This window comes from Streptomyces sp. BI87 (assembly GCF_025957665.1).
Lineage (GTDB): Bacteria > Actinomycetota > Actinomycetes > Streptomycetales > Streptomycetaceae > Streptomyces > Streptomyces albidoflavus.
Genome location: NZ_CP110079.1, coordinates 6,064,024 through 6,082,584, shown reverse-complemented (window position 1 = coordinate 6,082,584; position 18,561 = coordinate 6,064,024). Strand labels below are relative to the sequence as shown.

Sequence of the window (18,561 nt, the reverse complement as noted above, 5' to 3'; positions counted from 1 at the left end):
CCTAGGACGTGCCCGGCGGGTTTGGGTAGTCGGGCTCCGGCTGGATCGGTCCGGATCAGGGCAGACGCACCCCGAGAGCGGTCTGGAAGAGCGCCGAATGCAGGCTCGTGGTGAGCTCGGCCAGCTCCTTGGTCCGCTCCTGGGCATGGGCTCTGGTCTGCGGATTCCGGTGCAGGCGCAGGGGCGCGACGATCTGCTCGACCAGGGATGCCTCCCGGTCGGCGGCGGCCTTCATGGCCCGCAGATGACGCGGCTCGATTCCCGAGCGGCCCAGTTCGGCCACCAGAGCGGCGACGCGCACCGCCTGGGCGTCGTAGTCCCCCTCGGGCAGCGGGCCGATCAGCCCGTACGACTCCCATTCGGCGAGTTCCTCCTCGCCGACCTCGGCGGCGGCCAGGAGCTCCGCCCGGCCGACGCGGCGGACGGTGGGAGCGCCGGGGTCGGTCTCCTGGGCCTCGCGCTGCCGGCCGACGCCGGGGAGCGGGTACTCCTCGCCGCGCTCGACGGCGTCGAGGTGCTCCTTGATGACCTTGAGGGGGAGGTAGTGGTCGCGCTGCATGCGCAGGACCTGGGCGAGCCGCTCGATGTCCTGCGGGCTGAACTTGCGGTACCCCGAGGGGGTGCGCTGCGGCTCGATGAGCCCCTCGGACTCCAGGAAACGGATCTTGGAGATGGTCACTTCGGGGAATTCGTCACGGAGCGTGCTGAGCACCGTGCCGATACTCACCGGCCGACTGTCCGCGGCGGCGGTGCCGTTCCCGGCACCGCCCCTCGCTGATTGACGCATAGACCTTCCTGACGGTCAGATGCCCCGCTGGCTGGCGTAGAAGACCAGCCGGTACTTGCCGATCTGCACCTCGTCGCCGTTGGCGAGCGCGACGGCGTCGATGCGCTCGCGGTTGACGTAGGTGCCGTTGAGGCTGCCCACGTCGGCGACGGTGAAGGCCCCGTCCTCCTGGCGGCGGAACTCGACGTGGCGGCGCGAGACCGTCACGTCGTCCAGGAAGATGTCACCCTGCGGGTGGCGCCCCGCCGTCGTCAGGTCCCCGTCGAGCAGGAACCGGCTGCCGGCGTTGGGCCCGCGGCGCACCACCAGCAGCGCCGATCCGGCCGGGAGGGCGTCCACGGCGGCCTGGGCCTCCGGGGAGAGCGTCGGCGCCGGGTTCTGCCCGGTCACCTCCGCCTCGTACGCCTCCAGTCCGGAGATCGAGATCGTCGAGGTGGTCTCCGACGGGCGCTCCTGGGCCGCCTGGGCGGTCAGGGGCGCTCCGCAGTTGGAACAGAAGCGGCTGGCCTCGGCGTTGCGGTGCCCGCACCTGCTGCACACCATGGACGGGCCTCCCTGCCGCGGCTGCCCTGCGGGGGCTTCGGTTCCGTACGAGCCGGGACCGAAGTCTCCACCCGTACTTGAGGTTGATGGTTCACCGAAACCTATGCCGCCGGCACCGGAGCGGTCAACGGACGACGCGCCCGAATTGTCACCGCCGGCCACCTCGTCACGGAACAGGGGACGCTCGCCCTGCTCCTCTTCTCCCTGGCGCGGGGCGCGGTGCCGGGCGGCCTTGCCGCCGTCCTCGCGCCCACTCTTGCCGAACAACTTCGCAAACAACTTCACGGGCGATTCCCCTTGACCGAAACAGACCCGCCCGTGGGGCAGGACGAACCCTGATTGCACACGACGGCCGATCCGGACGCCTTCACCGCGTCCGTCTCCACCGCACAGTTTCCACCACGCACCGCCTCCGCCGTGCGCCGACCCCCCGCAACCTCATGCCCCGCTCGGGCACTGTGCATACGCTCGGGCCTCACTCGTTGGACGACCGAGCGTAGTCAGGCTGCTCCGCCGGTCGCAAGGCGTCCACCACGATCTTCTCCTCACGTGTCACCACCACCGTGGCCTGCTCCTTCTCCAGCGTCTGGACCACCCCGCCAGGGATGTTGAGGGCCGGTTCGAGATCCTGCGGGTTGCCGACGACCTTGAAACGGTAAGGACGGGTGATCTTGTTCCCGTCGACGTTGACGCCGCCCGATCCATCACTCAGGTACGTGCCCGCGACCACCCGTACGTCATTCACCTGGATCGCCTCCGCGCCCGCCGCCCGCAGCTCCTGGACGGCGTCCAGGAGCATGTCGGCGCGGACGGTCCCGGCGGCGTCCTGGACGGTGACGGTGATGCCCGGACCGGTCGCCGCGACGTTCCCCGCGAGGATGCCCAACTGACGCTCCTTCTCGACGGTCTGCCGACGCGCCTCCTCGGCCTGGTCCGAGCTGTTCTCCAGCTCGGTCCGCTGGTCCTCCAGACGCTGCTTCTCGTCTTCCAGACGCTCGGTACGGTCGTCGAGTTCATCGAGGATGCGCACGAGATCGTCCTGGCGGGCGCCGCGCAGCGCCCCGGTGTCGTTGGTGGAGCGCACCTGGATGGCCAGGCCGAGCCCGAGCACGAAGAGCAGCACGGCGACGGTGAGCTGGGCACGGGTCACCCGCGGCGGCCACAGGCCCTTCACCAGGCGCTGCCGGCCGGTCAGTTCGGCGGGGGCCGGCCCTTCCTCCGGGGGCGGCTCGGCGGCGGGCTCGGGGGCCGCCTCGGGCAGCGGCTGGCGCCGGGGCGGTCCGGCCGGACGGGGGGCGTCGCCGGAGTCGGGGCCCTGGGCGCCGGGCTCGTCGTCGCGCATCGGCCTCACGCCCTGAACACGTGCCGGCGGATGGCCGCGGCGTTGGAGAAGATGCGGATGCCGAGGACCACGACGACGCCGGTGGAGAGCTGGGCGCCCACGCCGAGCTGGTCGCCGAGGAAGACGATGAGGGCGGCGACGACGACGTTCGACAGGAACGAGACGACGAAGACCTTGTCGTCGAAGATGCCGTCGAGCATGGCGCGCAGCCCGCCGAAGACGGCGTCCAGCGCCGCCACCACGGCGATCGGCAGATAAGGCTCCACGACGGCGGGAACCTCGGGCCGGACCAGCAGTCCGGCCACGACTCCCACGAGGAGCCCCAGTACGGCGATCAAGATGTGCCCTTTCCCGCGGTCGGCTCCGCGATTCGTACGCTCACGCTCGGTGCGGCGGGCAGGCGGACCTCGTCCTCCGCGGTGATCCTCGTGCGGATGCCGAAGTTCTCGCGCAGTGCCGCGAGGTACTGCCCGTCCGCGCTGCCCTGGAAGCGGTCGGCGAGGCGCTGCCCGTCGCCCACCGCCAGCACCGTGTACGGCGGGCCCAGCGGTTTGTTGTCGACCAGTATGGCGTCCCCCGCGGCTCTGATCGCCGAGAGGGCGGTGAGGCGCTGGCCGTTGATCGACACGGCCTCGGCGCCGGACTGCCAGAGCCCGTTGACGACGCGTTGCATGTCGCGGTCGCGCAGCCGCCCGGTGTCGGAGAACCCGGCGCTCTCCCGCGGTCCGCCGCCCCCGGTGTCGGACCCCTTGGCGTCGTCCACCACCAGCTTGAGGCCGGGGCCGTGGACGGCGGTGGAGCCCGAGAGGAGGCCGACCAGGGCGCCCTGGTCCCCGCCGTGCTTCTGGAGTGCCTCGCGCTGGCGCTTGCCGACCTCGGTCCGCAGGCTCTCGACATCCTTCTCGAGACCGTCGGCGGTGGCCGATCCGCTCTCGATCCGGTCGATGAGTTCCTCGCGTTCCTTGGCGACGACCGGTGCGTCCTCGCGGGCCTGGGCGGCCCCGACGGTGACGACGAGGGCGGCGAGGACCAGCCCGGCCGCCAGCCCGAGCTTCGCCTTGAGGGTGCGCGGGACGCCCGCGGTGCCGTCGGCGGCCCGGCGGGCGGCCGCCTCGGCGTAGCCGTCGTCCAGGCTGTGGTCCATCACGTTGGTGAGCAGCGACATGGAGGCGTCGGGGCGCGGGCGGCGCGGGACGGTGCTCCGTCCGGGGGGCTGCTGCGACATGCCGCACATCGTCGCACGGCCGGGGCCCCACCTCCGAATGGGCTCGGGCGGCCGCGGGCGTACTGCCCGCGGCCGCCCGGTGGCGGTGTTCCGGCGTCAGCGCCCTGCGCTGTCCACCACGGCCGCCCACTCGTCCAGCAGGGCCTCGGCCGACTCGTCGTCCGGCCCCTCGGCCCACAGGTGGGTGACGGCCTCGGCCCGGTCGGGCAGGACCATCACCCAGCGCCCGTCGGCCTCGACGACCCGGACGCCGTCCGTGGTGTCCACGTACCGGTCGCCGGCCGCCTCGACCACCCGCCGCATGACCAGACCCTTGACCGCCCACGGGGTGGCGAGGTCGCGCTTGAGGACGTGGGCGCGCGGGATGCGGGCGTCGATCTGGCTGAGGGTGAGCTGGGTCCTCGCCACCAGACCGATGAGCCGTACGAACGCGGCCGTGCCGTCGAAGACGCTGCTGAACTCGGGGACGATGAAGCCGCCCCGGCCGTCGCCGCCGAAGATCGTCGCCTCGTCGCGGCCGACCCGGGTGAGGTCGTCGGGCGAGGTGGTCGTCCACTCGACCTGCGTGCCGTGGTACGCGGCGACCTGCTCGGCGATGCGCGTGGTGGTGACGGGCAGCGCCACCCGCCCGCTGCGCCGGTCGGCCGCGACCAGGTCGAGCATGACCAGCAGGGCCCGGTCGTCCTCGACGATCCGGCCCTTCTCGTCCACGAGCGAGAGTCGCTCGCCGACGGGGTCGAACCGAACACCGAACGCGGCCCGCGCGGAGGCCACCATCTCGCCGAGCCGCACCAGTCCGGCCCGGCGGCTCTCCGCGGTCTCGGTCGGCCGGGACTCGTCGAGCCCCGGGTTGATGGTGAGCGCGTCGACGCCGAGCCGCCCCAGCAGGCTGGGCAGGACCAGCCCGGCACTGCCGTTGGAGGCGTCGACGACGACCTTGAGCCCGGAGTCGGCGATCCCGCTGGTGTCGACGTTGCGCAGCAGCGAGCCGGTGTACGAGTCGAAGACGCTGGACGGGAAGTGCAGGTCGCCGATCTCCCCGGGGAAGGCACGCCGGTACTCCTGGCGGGCGTAGACCCGGTCCAGCTTGCGCTGGCTGCCCTGGGAGAGGTCGCCTCCCCGCCCGTCGAAGAACATGATGTCGACGGAGTCGGGGACGCCCGGGGTGGTACGGATCATGATGCCGCCGGCGCTGCCGCGCGCCGTCTGCTGCCGGGCGACGGGCAACGGCACGTTCTCCAGGTCGCGTACGTCGATGGCGCTGGCCTGGAGCGCGGAGATGACCGCCCGCTTGAGGGCGCGGGCGCCTCGCGAGTGGTCGCGGGCGGTGGTGACCGTCGAGCCCTTCTTGAGGGTGGTGGCGTACGCGCCGGCCAGGCGGACGGCGAGTTCGGGGGTGATCTCGACGTTGAGGATGCCGGAGACGCCCCGGGCGCCGAAGAGGTGCGCCTGGCCGCGCGACTCCCAGATGACCGAGGTGTTGACGAAGGCGCCGGCCTCGATGGTCTTGAAGGGGTAGACGCGGACGTTGCCCTGGATGATCGACTCTTCGCCGATGAAGCACTCGTCGCCGATGACGGCGCCGTCCTCGATCCGGGCCGCCCGCATCACGTCGGTGTTCTTGCCGATCACGCAGCCGCGCAGGTTGCTCTGCTGCCCGATGTAGACGTTGTCGTGCACAACCGTCTTGTGGAGGAAGGAGCCGCTCTTGACCACGACGTTGGAGCCGATGACGGTGTCCTCGCGGATCTCGGCACCGGCCTCGACCTTGGCGTAGTCGCCGATGTACACCGGTCCGCGGAGCACCGCGTCGGGGTGGACGTCGGCGCCCTCGGCGACCCAGACGCCGGGCGAGATCTCGAACCCGTCGAGTTCGACGTCGACCTTGCCTTCGAGCACGTCGGCCTGGGCCTTCACATAGCTCTCGTGGGTGCCGACGTCCTCCCAGTAGCCCTCGGCGACATAGCCGTAGATGGGCTTGCCTTCCTTCATCAGCTGCGGGAAGACGTCGCCGGACCAGTCGACGGAGGTGTCGGCCTCGACGTAGTCGAAGACCTCCGGCTCCATGACGTAGATGCCCGTGTTGACCGTGTCGGAGAAGACCTGGCCCCAGGTCGGCTTCTCCAGGAAACGTTCCACCTTGCCGTCGTCGTCGACGATGGTGATGCCGAATTCCAGGGGGTTGGGGACGCGGGTCAGGCAGACCGTGACCAGGGCGCCCTTCTCCTTGTGGAAGGCGATGAGATCGGTGAGGTCGAAATCGGTGAGTGCGTCGCCGGAAATGACGAGGAAGGCGTCGTCCTTGAGGGCTTCCTCCGCGTTCTTGACGCTGCCGGCTGTCCCGAGTGGCTTCTCCTCATTGGCATAGGTGAGTTCCATCCCGAGTTCTTCGCCGTCACCGAAATAGTTCCTGACGAGCGAGGCCAGGAACTGGACGGTGACCACGGTCTCGGAGAGCCCGTGCCGTTTGAGCAGCCTGAGCACGTGCTCCATGATGGGCCGGTTCACCACCGGCAGGAGCGGCTTGGGCATGCTTGAGGTCATGGGGCGAAGGCGCGTGCCTTCGCCTCCGGCCATTACGACGGCCTTCATGTCGGAAGCGTCCTCCTTGAAGAGACGACGGTCTTGCCGACTTCACCCGGCCGGTCCGGCCCGCGACTAGGTGTGGCGCGGACCATCAGCCTTACGGCCACCCAATGGCGGGGCTCAATCGGCCGTGGCGTCCGCCCTGACAAGTCGGCGGACCTGGACCACGTAGAGAATCCCTGCCCACCAGTAGAGGGTTGTACCCCATCCTGCGAACGCCCATCCGAAAACAGCTGCGAGGGACGCGAGCCAGCTGCCGCCCTCGCTGAGGAGCAGCAGCGGAAACGCGTACATCAAGTTGAAGGTAGCGGCCTTTCCCAGAAAGTTCACCTGGGGAGGCGGATAACCGTGGCGTCGGAGGATGCCCACCATGACCAGGAGCATCAGTTCACGGGCGAGGAGGAGGCCGGTGAGCCACCAGGGAAGGATCTCCCGCCAGGTGAGGCCGACCAGCGTGGAGAGGATGTACAGCCGGTCCGCGGCCGGGTCCAGCAGCCGGCCCAGGCGGCTGATCTGGTTCCATCGCCTGGCCAGCTTGCCGTCCAGGTAGTCGCTGACGCCGCTCAGGGCGAGCACCAGCAGCGCCCAGCCGTCGCTGTTCGGGCCGCCGAAGACGGGCCGCAGAATGAGCCACAGGAACAGCGGTACGCCGACCAGCCGGGCCATGCTGAGGACGTTGGGGATGGTGAGGACCCGGTCCGTCTGGACCCGAGTCTCCTGGACCTCCACCCGGGGGCCTCCTGTGGTGTAACGCGCCAATGTTGCCCCCCGACCTTACCCCCCGGCCCGCGCTCCCTTCACAGAGGGGGCACAAGTCCCCCTGAATGCCGCTGAACGCAGAAATGCCTCGGGCCCCGGAAACCTGTTTACACAAGATTTCCAGGGCCCGAGGCCAAAGAAAGTTCGGCGGCGTCCTACTCTCCCACAGGGTCCCCCCTGCAGTACCATCGGCGCTGTAAGGCTTAGCTTCCGGGTTCGGAATGTAACCGGGCGTTTCCCTCACGCTATGACCACCGAAACACTACGAAACACACCAGCAACCACAACCCACCTCTAGACAGGTATGTGATTGGTGTTCGTGGTTTCAGAACCAACACAGTGGACGCGAGCAACTGAGGACAAGCCCTCGGCCTATTAGTACCGGTCAACTCCACCCCTTACAGGGCTTCCATATCCGGCCTATCAACCCAGTCGTCTACTGGGAGCCTTACCCTCTCAAGGAGGTGGGAATACTCATCTCGAAGCAGGCTTCCCGCTTAGATGCTTTCAGCGGTTATCCCTCCCGAACGTAGCCAACCAGCCATGCCCTTGGCAGAACAACTGGCACACCAGAGGTTCGTCCGTCCCGGTCCTCTCGTACTAGGGACAGCCCTTCTCAATATTCCTACGCGCACAGCGGATAGGGACCGAACTGTCTCACGACGTTCTAAACCCAGCTCGCGTACCGCTTTAATGGGCGAACAGCCCAACCCTTGGGACCGACTCCAGCCCCAGGATGCGACGAGCCGACATCGAGGTGCCAAACCATCCCGTCGATATGGACTCTTGGGGAAGATCAGCCTGTTATCCCCGGGGTACCTTTTATCCGTTGAGCGACGGCGCTTCCACAAGCCACCGCCGGATCACTAGTCCCGACTTTCGTCCCTGCTCGACCCGTCGGTCTCACAGTCAAGCTCCCTTGTGCACTTACACTCAACACCTGATTACCAACCAGGCTGAGGGAACCTTTGGGCGCCTCCGTTACTCTTTAGGAGGCAACCGCCCCAGTTAAACTACCCATCAGACACTGTCCCTGATCCGGATCACGGACCCAGGTTAGACATCCAGCACGACCAGAGTGGTATTTCAACGACGACTCCACACACACTGGCGTGCATGCTTCACAGTCTCCCACCTATCCTACACAAGCCGAACCGAACACCAATATCAAACTGTAGTAAAGGTCCCGGGGTCTTTCCGTCCTGCTGCGCGAAACGAGCATCTTTACTCGTAATGCAATTTCACCGGGCCTATGGTTGAGACAGTCGAGAAGTCGTTACGCCATTCGTGCAGGTCGGAACTTACCCGACAAGGAATTTCGCTACCTTAGGATGGTTATAGTTACCACCGCCGTTTACTGGCGCTTAAGTTCTCAGCTTCGCCACACCGAAATGTGACTAACCGGTCCCCTTAACGTTCCAGCACCGGGCAGGCGTCAGTCCGTATACATCGCCTTACGGCTTCGCACGGACCTGTGTTTTTAGTAAACAGTCGCTTCTCGCTGGTCTCTGCGGCCACACCCAGCTCACCGAGCAAATCGGATCACCAGACATGGCCCCCCTTCTCCCGAAGTTACGGGGGCATTTTGCCGAGTTCCTTAACCATAGTTCACCCGAACGCCTCGGTATTCTCTACCTGACCACCTGAGTCGGTTTAGGGTACGGGCCGCCATGAAACTCGCTAGAGGCTTTTCTCGACAGCATAGGATCATCCACTTCACCACAATCGGCTCGGCATCAGGTCTCAGACTATTGCCAGACGGATTTACCTACCTGACGTCCTACACCCTTACCCCGGGACAACCACCGCCCGGGATGGACTACCTTCCTGCGTCACCCCATCACTCACCTACTACCAGCTCGGGCCACCGGCTCCACCACTTTCCATTCCCCGAAGGGTCCGGAACGGCTTCACGGGCTTAGCATCACTGGATTCAATGTTTGACGCTTCACAGCGGGTACCGGAATATCAACCGGTTATCCATCGACTACGCCTGTCGGCCTCGCCTTAGGTCCCGACTTACCCTGGGCAGATCAGCTTGACCCAGGAACCCTTAGTCAATCGGCGCACACGTTTCTCACGTGTGAATCGCTACTCATGCCTGCATTCTCACTCGTGAACCGTCCACAACTCGCTTCCACGGCTGCTTCACCCGGCACACGACGCTCCCCTACCCATCACAGCCTCCGTTGGGAGTATTGCTGCAATGACACGACTTCGGCGGTACGCTTGAGCCCCGCTACATTGTCGGCGCGGAATCACTAGACCAGTGAGCTATTACGCACTCTTTCAAGGGTGGCTGCTTCTAAGCCAACCTCCTGGTTGTCTCTGCGACTCCACATCCTTTCCCACTTAGCGTACGCTTAGGGGCCTTAGTCGATGCTCTGGGCTGTTTCCCTCTCGACCATGGAGCTTATCCCCCACAGTCTCACTGCCGCGCTCTCACTTACCGGCATTCGGAGTTTGGCTAAGGTCAGTAACCCGGTAGGGCCCATCGCCTATCCAGTGCTCTACCTCCGGCAAGAAACACACGACGCTGCACCTAAATGCATTTCGGGGAGAACCAGCTATCACGGAGTTTGATTGGCCTTTCACCCCTAACCACAGGTCATCCCCCAGGTTTTCAACCCTGGTGGGTTCGGTCCTCCACGACCTCTTACAGCCGCTTCAACCTGCCCATGGCTAGATCACTCCGCTTCGGGTCTAGAGCGTGCAACTCAAACGCCCTCTTCGGACTCGCTTTCGCTACGGCTTCCCCACACGGGTTAACCTCGCTACACACCGCTAACTCGCAGGCTCATTCTTCAAAAGGCACGCAGTCACGACGCACCGAGCAAGCTCGATGCGCGACGCTCCCACGGCTTGTAGGCACACGGTTTCAGGTACTATTTCACTCCGCTCCCGCGGTACTTTTCACCATTCCCTCACGGTACTATCCGCTATCGGTCACCAGGGAATATTTAGGCTTAGCGGGTGGTCCCGCCAGATTCACACGGGATTTCTCGGGCCCCGTGCTACTTGGGTGTCTCTCAAACGAGCCGCTGATGTTTCGACTACGGGGGTCTTACCCTCTACGCCGGACCTTTCGCATGTCCTTCGCCTACATCAACGGTTTCTGACTCGTCCCACGGTAAGCAGACCGTAGAAGAGAGATCCCACAACCCCGCATGCGCAACCCCTGCCGGGTATCACACACATACGGTTTGGCCTCATCCAGTTTCGCTCGCCACTACTCCCGGAATCACGGTTGTTTTCTCTTCCTGCGGGTACTGAGATGTTTCACTTCCCCGCGTTCCCTCCACACTGCCTATGAGTTCAGCAGCGGGTGACAGCCCATGACGACTGCCGGGTTTCCCCATTCGGAAACCCCCGGATCAAAGCCTGGTTGACGACTCCCCGGGGACTATCGTGGCCTCCCACGTCCTTCATCGGTTCCTGGTGCCAAGGCATCCACCGTGCGCCCTTAAAAACTTGGCCACAGATGCTCGCGTCCACTGTGCAGTTCTCAAACAACGACCAACCACCCACCACCCCGAGACATACATCCCGAGTTCACTGGGGCCGGCAACCGAAGAAACAGCCACATCGTGGCCGCTCCCTCAGACACCCAACAGCGTGCCCGACACCTTCCATCCCCTCGAACTGTTTTCCACGCCGAAGCAGTACTCACAGTCCCAGCAGACCGAATGTGCCGAATAGTCAACGTTCCACCCATGAGCAACCAGCATCAGACGTTTGCTGATGAACTGGCCTCTGACCAAGCGAACTTGGTGAGAAGTGCTCCTTAGAAAGGAGGTGATCCAGCCGCACCTTCCGGTACGGCTACCTTGTTACGACTTCGTCCCAATCGCCAGTCCCACCTTCGACAGCTCCCTCCCACAAGGGGTTGGGCCACCGGCTTCGGGTGTTACCGACTTTCGTGACGTGACGGGCGGTGTGTACAAGGCCCGGGAACGTATTCACCGCAGCAATGCTGATCTGCGATTACTAGCGACTCCGACTTCATGGGGTCGAGTTGCAGACCCCAATCCGAACTGAGACCGGCTTTTTGAGATTCGCTCCACCTCACGGTATCGCAGCTCATTGTACCGGCCATTGTAGCACGTGTGCAGCCCAAGACATAAGGGGCATGATGACTTGACGTCGTCCCCACCTTCCTCCGAGTTGACCCCGGCGGTCTCCCGTGAGTCCCCAGCACCACAAGGGCCTGCTGGCAACACGGGACAAGGGTTGCGCTCGTTGCGGGACTTAACCCAACATCTCACGACACGAGCTGACGACAGCCATGCACCACCTGTACACCGACCACAAGGGGCGCCTGTCTCCAGACGTTTCCGGTGTATGTCAAGCCTTGGTAAGGTTCTTCGCGTTGCGTCGAATTAAGCCACATGCTCCGCCGCTTGTGCGGGCCCCCGTCAATTCCTTTGAGTTTTAGCCTTGCGGCCGTACTCCCCAGGCGGGGCACTTAATGCGTTAGCTGCGGCACGGACAACGTGGAATGTTGCCCACACCTAGTGCCCACCGTTTACGGCGTGGACTACCAGGGTATCTAATCCTGTTCGCTCCCCACGCTTTCGCTCCTCAGCGTCAGTATCGGCCCAGAGATCCGCCTTCGCCACCGGTGTTCCTCCTGATATCTGCGCATTTCACCGCTACACCAGGAATTCCGATCTCCCCTACCGAACTCTAGCCTGCCCGTATCGACTGCAGACCCGGGGTTAAGCCCCGGGCTTTCACAACCGACGTGACAAGCCGCCTACGAGCTCTTTACGCCCAATAATTCCGGACAACGCTTGCGCCCTACGTATTACCGCGGCTGCTGGCACGTAGTTAGTTACGCTTCTTCTGCAGGTACCGTCACTTTCGCTTCTTCCCTGCTGAAAGAGGTTTACAACCCGAAGGCCGTCATCCCTCACGCGGCGTCGCTGCATCAGGCTTTCGCCCATTGTGCAATATTCCCCACTGCTGCCTCCCGTAGGAGTCTGGGCCGTGTCTCAGTCCCAGTGTGGCCGGTCGCCCTCTCAGGCCGGCTACCCGTCGTCGCCTTGGTGAGCCACTACCTCACCAACAAGCTGATAGGCCGCGGGCTCATCCTGCACCGCCGGAGCTTTACACCATCCACCATGCGGCAGACGGTCATATCCGGTATTAGACCCCGTTTCCAGGGCTTGTCCCAGAGTGCAGGGCAGATTGCCCACGTGTTACTCACCCGTTCGCCACTAATCCCCGCCCGAAAGCGGTTCATCGTTCGACTTGCATGTGTTAAGCACGCCGCCAGCGTTCGTCCTGAGCCAGGATCAAACTCTCCGTGAATGTGTACCCGTAATCGGGCGCAACAGACATGAGAGCGGTGCGACAAGGAGGAATAGTCCCTGTCGCACACAGCGTCCTCGCTGTTGTATTTCAAAGGAACCTCAACCAACCAGAAACCTGGCCGGTCGGGGTATCAACATATCTGGCGTTGACTTTTAGCACGCTGTTGAGTTCTCAAGGAACGGACGCTTCCTTTGTACTCACCCTCTCGGGCTTTCCTCCGGGCGCTTCCCTTCGGTATTTCGTGTTCCAGACTCTATCAGTTCTTTTTCCTGCCTCCGACCACCGTCCGCAGGCATGCGGATATGCAGTGGATTCAGGGAATCTGCTGAGTTTGGTTCGCCCCGTCGGCACGCTTGAATGTCGTGCTCGGCGCTGGGCAGGAGTCGACTGTACCCAGGCGCGGAGCCGCGATGCAAATCGTTTCTGCTCGCGGCGGCCCACGTCTTCAACAGGACGTCTTGGGCGGAATCGTGACTTCGTATGACTTACGCTACTCGGCAACGTGCCGTCCAGGTCCGCCCGGCGGTTCTCCTGTCCTTCTCAGACCTGCTCATCTTCTCGGAGGTTCCGCCATGACCGAAGTGATGTCCCCGCTCAGCGGCCAGGCCATCGGGCTGGCCTCGGTGCCGGACCCCGTCTTCTCGGGCGCGATGGTGGGGCCGGGTACCGCGATCGACCCGGTGCGCGAGCCGTCGGAGGCGGTCTCCCCGGTCGCCGGTGTCGTGGTCTCCCTGCACCCGCACGCGTTCGTCGTGGTGGACGAGGCGGGGCGCGGGGTACTCACCCACCTCGGGATCGACACCGTGCAGCTCAACGGTGAGGGGTTCGAGCTGCTGGTGCGCAAGGGGGACACCGTCGCCCAGGGGCAGCCCGTGGTGCGGTGGGACCCCTCCGCCGTCGAGACCGCCGGCAAGTCGCCCATCTGCCCGGTGGTGGCACTGGAGGCGGTCGCCGACCAGTTGTCCGGTGTTCGTGAGGATGGGGACGTGGCGGCGGGCCAGCCGCTGTTCAGCTGGAACTGACCGCTCCCGGCGCCGGATTCCGGCGGGCGACCACATCCAACGCGGCGGGTACGCCGCACGAGCGGAGACAGTGAGATGGAGACAACGCTGCGAGGCGTCGGCGTGAGCCACGGAGTGGCGATCGGCGAGGTACGGCACATGGGGACGGCGGTGCTGGAGCCGCCGGCCAAGCAGATCCCCGCCGAGGAGGCGGAGCGCGAGCAGGCCAGGGCGCGGCGGGCCGTGGAGGCGGTGGCCGCCGACCTGATGGCGCGCGGGAATCTCGCGGGCGGTGAGGCCCAGGCCGTGCTGGAGGCCCAGGCCATGATGGCGCAGGACCCGGAGCTGATCGCCGACGTGGAGCGGCGGATCGCGGTGGGCAGCACCGCCGAGCGCGCCGTCTACGACGCCTTCGCCTCGTACCGGGCGCTGCTGGCCGGGGCCGGTGAGTATCTGGCGGGCCGGGTCGCCGACCTGGACGACGTGCGGAACCGGATCGTGGCGCGGCTGCTGGGCGTGCCGATGCCGGGGGTTCCCGACAGCGACGAGCCGTACATCCTGATCGCGCGGGATCTGGCGCCGGCGGACACCGCGCTGCTCGACCCGACGCTCGTCCTGGGCTTCGTGACCGAGGAGGGCGGGCCGACCAGCCACAGCGCCATTCTGGCGCGGGCGCTCGGGGTCCCGGCGATCGTGGCGCTCCCCGGGGCCGGGGAGCTGGGTGAGGGTACCGAGATCGCGATCGACGGGAGTTCCGGCGAGGTCTTCGTGGACCCGAGTGCCGAGAAGCGGGCGGCGCTGGAGGCGGACGCGGCGGCGCGCAAGGCGGCGTTGTCGGCGTCGAGCGGCCCCGGTGCGACCTCGGACGGGCACACGGTGCCGCTGCTGGCCAACATCGGCGGGCCCGGTGACGTGGCGGCGGCGGTGGAGGCGGGGGCGGAAGGAGTCGGGCTGTTCCGGACCGAGTTCCTCTTCCTGGACGACAGTGCCCGCGCGCCCTCGGAGGAGAAGCAGACGGCCGCGTACCGGCAGGTGCTGGAGGCGTTCCCGCAGGGGCGGGTCGTGGTGCGGGTGCTGGACGCGGGTGCGGACAAGCCGCTGGACTTCCTCACGCCCGCCGACGAGCCCAACCCGGCGCTCGGGGTGCGCGGGCTGCGCAGCCTGCTGGACCACCCTCACGTGCTGCGGACCCAGCTGACCGCGCTGGCGCGCGCGGCGGAGGGGCTTCCGGTGCACCTGGAGGTCATGGCGCCGATGGTCGCCGACCGCGCGGACGCCAAGGCGTTCGCGGACGCCTGCCGGGAGGCGGGGCTGCACGCCAAGTTCGGGGCGATGGTGGAGATCCCCTCGGCGGCGCTGCGGGCGCGCTCGGTGCTCCAGGAGGTCGAGTTCCTGTCGCTGGGCACCAACGACCTGGCGCAGTACACCTTCGCCGCCGACCGGCAGGTGGGCGCGGTGTCGCGGCTCCAGGACCCGTGGCAGCCGGCGCTGCTGGACCTGGTCGCGATGGCGGCCGAGGCGGGCCGGGCCGAGGGGAAGAGCTGCGGGGTGTGCGGCGAGGCGGCCTCCGATCCGCTGCTGGCCTGTGTGCTGACCGGGCTGGGGGTCACCTCCTTGTCGATGGGCGCGGCCTCGATCCCGTACGTGCGGGCGACGCTCGCCAAGTACACGCTGGCGCAGTGCGAGCGGGCCGCCGCCGCGGCGCGGGCCACCGAGTCGGCGGACGAGGCGCGGGCGGCCGCTCAGGCGGTGCTGTCCGGGGAGTGACACCGGCGGTGGGGCCCGCTCCACCCGCCTCAGCAGGGGTGTCCTCCCGGCCGGGAGGACACCCCTCTTGCTTGCGGTCAGTGGCAGGTGTCCGGGCCGTGGTCGTCGTCGAGCGGGGTGCCCGCTCGGTACTCGACGCCCGGTTCCGGAGCCACCGGTTCGCCGGTGACGGGGTCGGTGCAGTAGGCGTCGAAGACCTCGCCGGCGGTCAGCGGCTGGGCGCGGCCCGCCCTCAGGCGCCAGCCGCGGACCTCCTCGGGCTCTCCCTTCGCCCTGCTGCGCATGACGAGTCCGGCGGGGGCGGGCAGGGCGAGGGCGCAGGCGAGCAGGGTGGTGAAGTCGACGGTCTCCTCGTGGTCGAGCAGGGCTTCGCCGGCCGTGCTGGTGTCGGCATGAAGGGCGGCGAGCAGGGTACGGCCGGCAGTGGTCAGGGAGCAGACGAGCTGGTGGTGGCCGGGGGCGGTGGTGTCGAGGGCGGCGCCCAGGAGGTGTGCGGCCCGGCGCTGGGCGTGGTGGGCGAGCGGCCTGGCGCAGCGCGGGCAGTCGCCGAGTTCGTCCAGGAGGTCGCTCGCGTACTCCCAGGTGGTCTGGCGGAGGGATTCGGCGACCAGGCTGCGGAGCAGCTCGGGGAGGGGTTCGCCCTCGTGGAGGATGCAGGGGCCGAGGGCGGCGGCCTCCGCCGTGTACCGGGCCCTGCTGTCGGTCGTGTCCGGGTCCAGGCCCTCCTGGGCGCAGAAGCGGGCGAACTCGGCCGGGTCGAAGAGGACGACGGAGGTGGTGCGGCCCTGGGCGGCGAGGGAGCGGAGCAGGGCCTCTGCCTGCCGGAGATAGGTGGGGTGGTCCTCGAAGAGGAAGGTGCGGTAGCGGCGCATGGCCGCGAGGTCGTCGGCGGAGGCGAGCAGGCCGAGGGTGCCGGCGATCTCGCGGCGCAGCAGCTGGCGCGGGGTCGGGTGGGTGGTGGTCATGCGGGGTCCCCCTGGTGAGTGAGCAGTACCGACTTACTCACTCACCGTAACCACCGCCACTGACAGTGACCCTCAGTGGCGGTCGCGGGCCAGGTCGGCGTAGTGGTGGAGGAGGTCCAGACGGTCGACGGAGCCCGGGTTGACCGCCTTCTCCAGCGGGGTGCCCTGCATGAGGCGCTTGACGGGGACCTCGATGCGCTTGCCGGTGAGGGTGTGCGGGACGCCGGGGACCTCGATGACCTCGTCCGGGACGTGGCGCGGGGAGAGGCTGTGGCGGATCGCCTTCTTGATCTTCCCGCGGAGGGCGTCGTCGAGGACGGCGCCGTCGGCGAGGTGGACGAAGAGCGGCATCCAGTAGCCGCCGTCGGCCTGTTCGACGCCGATGACCAGGGATTCGCGGATCTCTTCGAGCCGTTCCACCACCTCGTAGATGTCGGCCGAGCCCATGCGGACGCCTTGGCGGTTGAGGGTGGAGTCGGAGCGGCCGTGGATGACGACGGAGCCCCGGTCGGTGACGGTGATCCAGTCGCCGTGCCGCCAGACGCCCTCGTAGGTGTCGAAGTAGCTGTCGTGGTAGCGGCTGCCGTCGGGGTCGTTCCAGAAGTGGACCGGCATGGAGGGCATGGGGTTGGTGACGACCAGTTCGCCGACCTCCTCGGTCAGCGGCCGGCCGGCCGGGTCCCAGGCCTGGAGGTCGGTGCCGAGACAGGGGGCCTGGAGTTCGCCGATGTGCACGGGGAGGGTGGGGACGGCGCCGGCGAAGCAGCTGCACACGTCGGTGCCGCCGCTGACGGAGGCGATCCACAGGTCGGAGCCGGCCTCGGCGAACTCGTCGTGGAGCCAGCGGAATCCGTCCGGCGGCAGCGGGGAGCCGGTGGTGGCGACGCACTGGACGCGGGAGAGGTCGTGGTCGCGGGCGGGGTGGACGCCGGCCTTGCGGCAGGCCATGACGTACGCCGCCGAGGTGCCGTAGAGGGTGGCGCCGGTGCGTTCGGCCACGCGCCACTGGGCGCCGGTGTCCGGGTAGCCGGGGCTGCCGTCGTAGAGGACGACGGTGGTGCCGGTGAGGAGGCCGGAGACGAGGAAGTTCCACATCATCCAGCCGGTGGAGGTGTACCAGAAGAAGCGGTCCTCGGGGCCCAGGTCGCAGTGGAGGCCGAGCTGCTTGAGGTGTTCGAGGAGGATGCCGCCCTGCGACTGGACGATGGCCTTGGGCAGGCCGGTCGTACCGGAGGAGTAGAGGACCCAGAGCGGGTGGTCGAAGGGGACCGGCGTGAAGACCGGCTCGGTGTCGGCGGCGACCAGGTCGGCCCAGTCGCGGGCGCCCTCCGGGGCGGGGGTGCCGAGGAGCGGGATGTGGACGACGGCGCGCAGCGAGGGCAGGGCGGCGCGGAGTTCGGCGACGGTGTCGCGGCGGTCGTGCTCCTTGCCGCCGTAGCGGTAACCGTCGACGGTGAAGAGGACGACCGGTTCGACCTGCTGGAAGCGGTCGAGGACGCTGCGGGCGCCGAAGTCGGGGGCGCAGGAGGTCCAGACGGCGCCGACGGCGGCGGAGGCGAGCAGGGCGACGACGGCCTGCGGGATGTTGGGCAGGTAGCCGCTGACCCGGTCGCCCGGCTCGACGCCGAGGGCGCGGAGCTCGGCGGCGAGCGAGCCGACCTGGCGGCGCAGCTCCGCCCAGGAGGTCGGGCCGACGGTGCCGGTCTCGTCGACGTGCAGGAGGACGGGGGCGTCGGGCCGGTCGGCTGCGGCGCGCAGGGCGTGTTCGGCGTAGTTCAGGGTGGCGCCGGGGAACCACTGGGCGCCCGGCATGGAGCGCTCCCCCAGCACGCGCGCGGCCGGGGTGTCGAAGCGGACGTCGAACCACTCGGTGACGGCCTGCCAGAAGGTGTCGAGCTCCTCGACGGACCAGCGGTGCAGGGCCGGGTAGCCGCCGTCGGCGGGGGCGCCGTGGTGCTCGGCCGCCCAGCTCTGGAAACGGGTCACCGCGGCTTGCGCGACGCGCTCCTCGGTGGGCTGCCAGAGCGGCTGGGGCTGCGGTTCGGCGGTCGTCATGGGGCGGCTCCCGTGCGGTGCGTACTCGGTGCCCGCGCCCCGCGCCGCCGGGTGGGCGGCCGGCGGAGCACGAGGGCGGTGCGGTGGGGCCGACGATGCCATGTGATCGATTTCCGCACCAGGGTGGCGGCCACACACCTGCCCGGTCGGCGGTGTGGTTGATCACTGGGTGAACGGCGGCTGAACGAAGTCCTCCAGGGCGTCCCCGGATGGCA

At 67.4% G+C, this 18,561-nt stretch carries 11 protein-coding genes and 3 rRNA genes; 2 read left to right on the top strand and 12 right to left on the bottom strand.

All coding sequences use genetic code 11. The annotated features are described in order from the left end of the window. Window positions 1-55: 55 nt before the first annotated feature. From OIM89_RS27195 to OIM89_RS27150, 10 genes are all read right to left on the bottom strand, one after another. Window positions 56-787: a MerR family transcriptional regulator gene (locus tag OIM89_RS27195; protein ID WP_030695175.1), complete on the bottom strand. Its 732-nt coding sequence runs from the start codon at window positions 785-787 to the stop codon at window positions 56-58. A gap of 15 nt (window positions 788-802) precedes the next feature. Next, entirely contained in the window at window positions 803-1,723 is a 921-nt protein-coding gene (locus OIM89_RS27190; RefSeq protein WP_075987617.1) for an FHA domain-containing protein, read from the bottom strand. Between the two features lie 82 nt (window positions 1,724-1,805). Then, entirely contained in the window at window positions 1,806-2,672 is an 867-nt protein-coding gene (locus OIM89_RS27185; RefSeq protein WP_030695174.1) for a DUF881 domain-containing protein, read from the bottom strand. A 5-nt stretch (window positions 2,673-2,677) separates the two neighbouring features. Then, window positions 2,678-3,010, bottom strand: a complete 333-nt coding sequence (locus OIM89_RS27180) for a small basic family protein (RefSeq protein ID WP_003946928.1) — start codon at window positions 3,008-3,010, stop codon at window positions 2,678-2,680. After that, window positions 3,007-3,906, bottom strand: coding sequence for a DUF881 domain-containing protein (locus OIM89_RS27175; protein ID WP_264491685.1), 900 nt, complete (start codon window positions 3,904-3,906; stop codon window positions 3,007-3,009). The genes OIM89_RS27180 and OIM89_RS27175 overlap by 4 nt, the downstream gene beginning before the upstream one ends. Before the next feature lie 87 nt (window positions 3,907-3,993). Next, window positions 3,994-6,489, bottom strand: a complete 2,496-nt coding sequence (locus tag OIM89_RS27170) for a mannose-1-phosphate guanyltransferase (RefSeq protein ID WP_030695172.1) — start codon at window positions 6,487-6,489, stop codon at window positions 3,994-3,996. Between the two features lie 114 nt (window positions 6,490-6,603). Beyond that, complete coding sequence (locus OIM89_RS27165; protein ID WP_008417540.1) at window positions 6,604-7,212, bottom strand: CDP-alcohol phosphatidyltransferase family protein; 609 nt, start codon at window positions 7,210-7,212, stop codon at window positions 6,604-6,606. Between the two features lie 172 nt (window positions 7,213-7,384). After that, a 5S ribosomal RNA gene (rrf, locus tag OIM89_RS27160) occupies window positions 7,385-7,501 on the bottom strand. Window positions 7,502-7,597: 96 nt separating this feature from the next. Then, window positions 7,598-10,719 (bottom strand): 23S ribosomal RNA (locus OIM89_RS27155). A 311-nt stretch (window positions 10,720-11,030) separates the two neighbouring features. Next, window positions 11,031-12,555: ribosomal RNA gene (locus OIM89_RS27150) — 16S ribosomal RNA — on the bottom strand. Together the 16S, 23S and 5S rRNA genes form the textbook arrangement of a ribosomal RNA operon. 575 nt (window positions 12,556-13,130) lie before the next feature. Between OIM89_RS27150 and OIM89_RS27145 the strand changes: the two genes are divergently transcribed. Further along, window positions 13,131-13,580, top strand: a complete 450-nt coding sequence (locus OIM89_RS27145; protein ID WP_226965009.1) for a PTS glucose transporter subunit IIA — start codon at window positions 13,131-13,133, stop codon at window positions 13,578-13,580. A gap of 75 nt (window positions 13,581-13,655) precedes the next feature. After that, a complete protein-coding gene (ptsP, locus tag OIM89_RS27140; protein WP_030695360.1) occupies window positions 13,656-15,326 on the top strand; it encodes a phosphoenolpyruvate--protein phosphotransferase in 1,671 nt (556 codons plus the stop codon). A gap of 77 nt (window positions 15,327-15,403) precedes the next feature. On the opposite strand, the gene OIM89_RS27135 is transcribed toward ptsP, so the two are convergent. Together OIM89_RS27135 and OIM89_RS27130 are read right to left on the bottom strand one after the other, a co-directional pair. Next, window positions 15,404-16,291, bottom strand: coding sequence for a hypothetical protein (locus tag OIM89_RS27135; RefSeq protein WP_047469791.1), 888 nt, complete (start codon window positions 16,289-16,291; stop codon window positions 15,404-15,406). Between the two features lie 72 nt (window positions 16,292-16,363). Continuing rightward, window positions 16,364-18,346 (bottom strand): acetoacetate--CoA ligase, encoded by a 1,983-nt coding sequence (locus OIM89_RS27130; RefSeq protein WP_217467032.1) that lies wholly within the window; start codon window positions 18,344-18,346, stop codon window positions 16,364-16,366. Window positions 18,347-18,561: the final 215 nt, after the last annotated feature.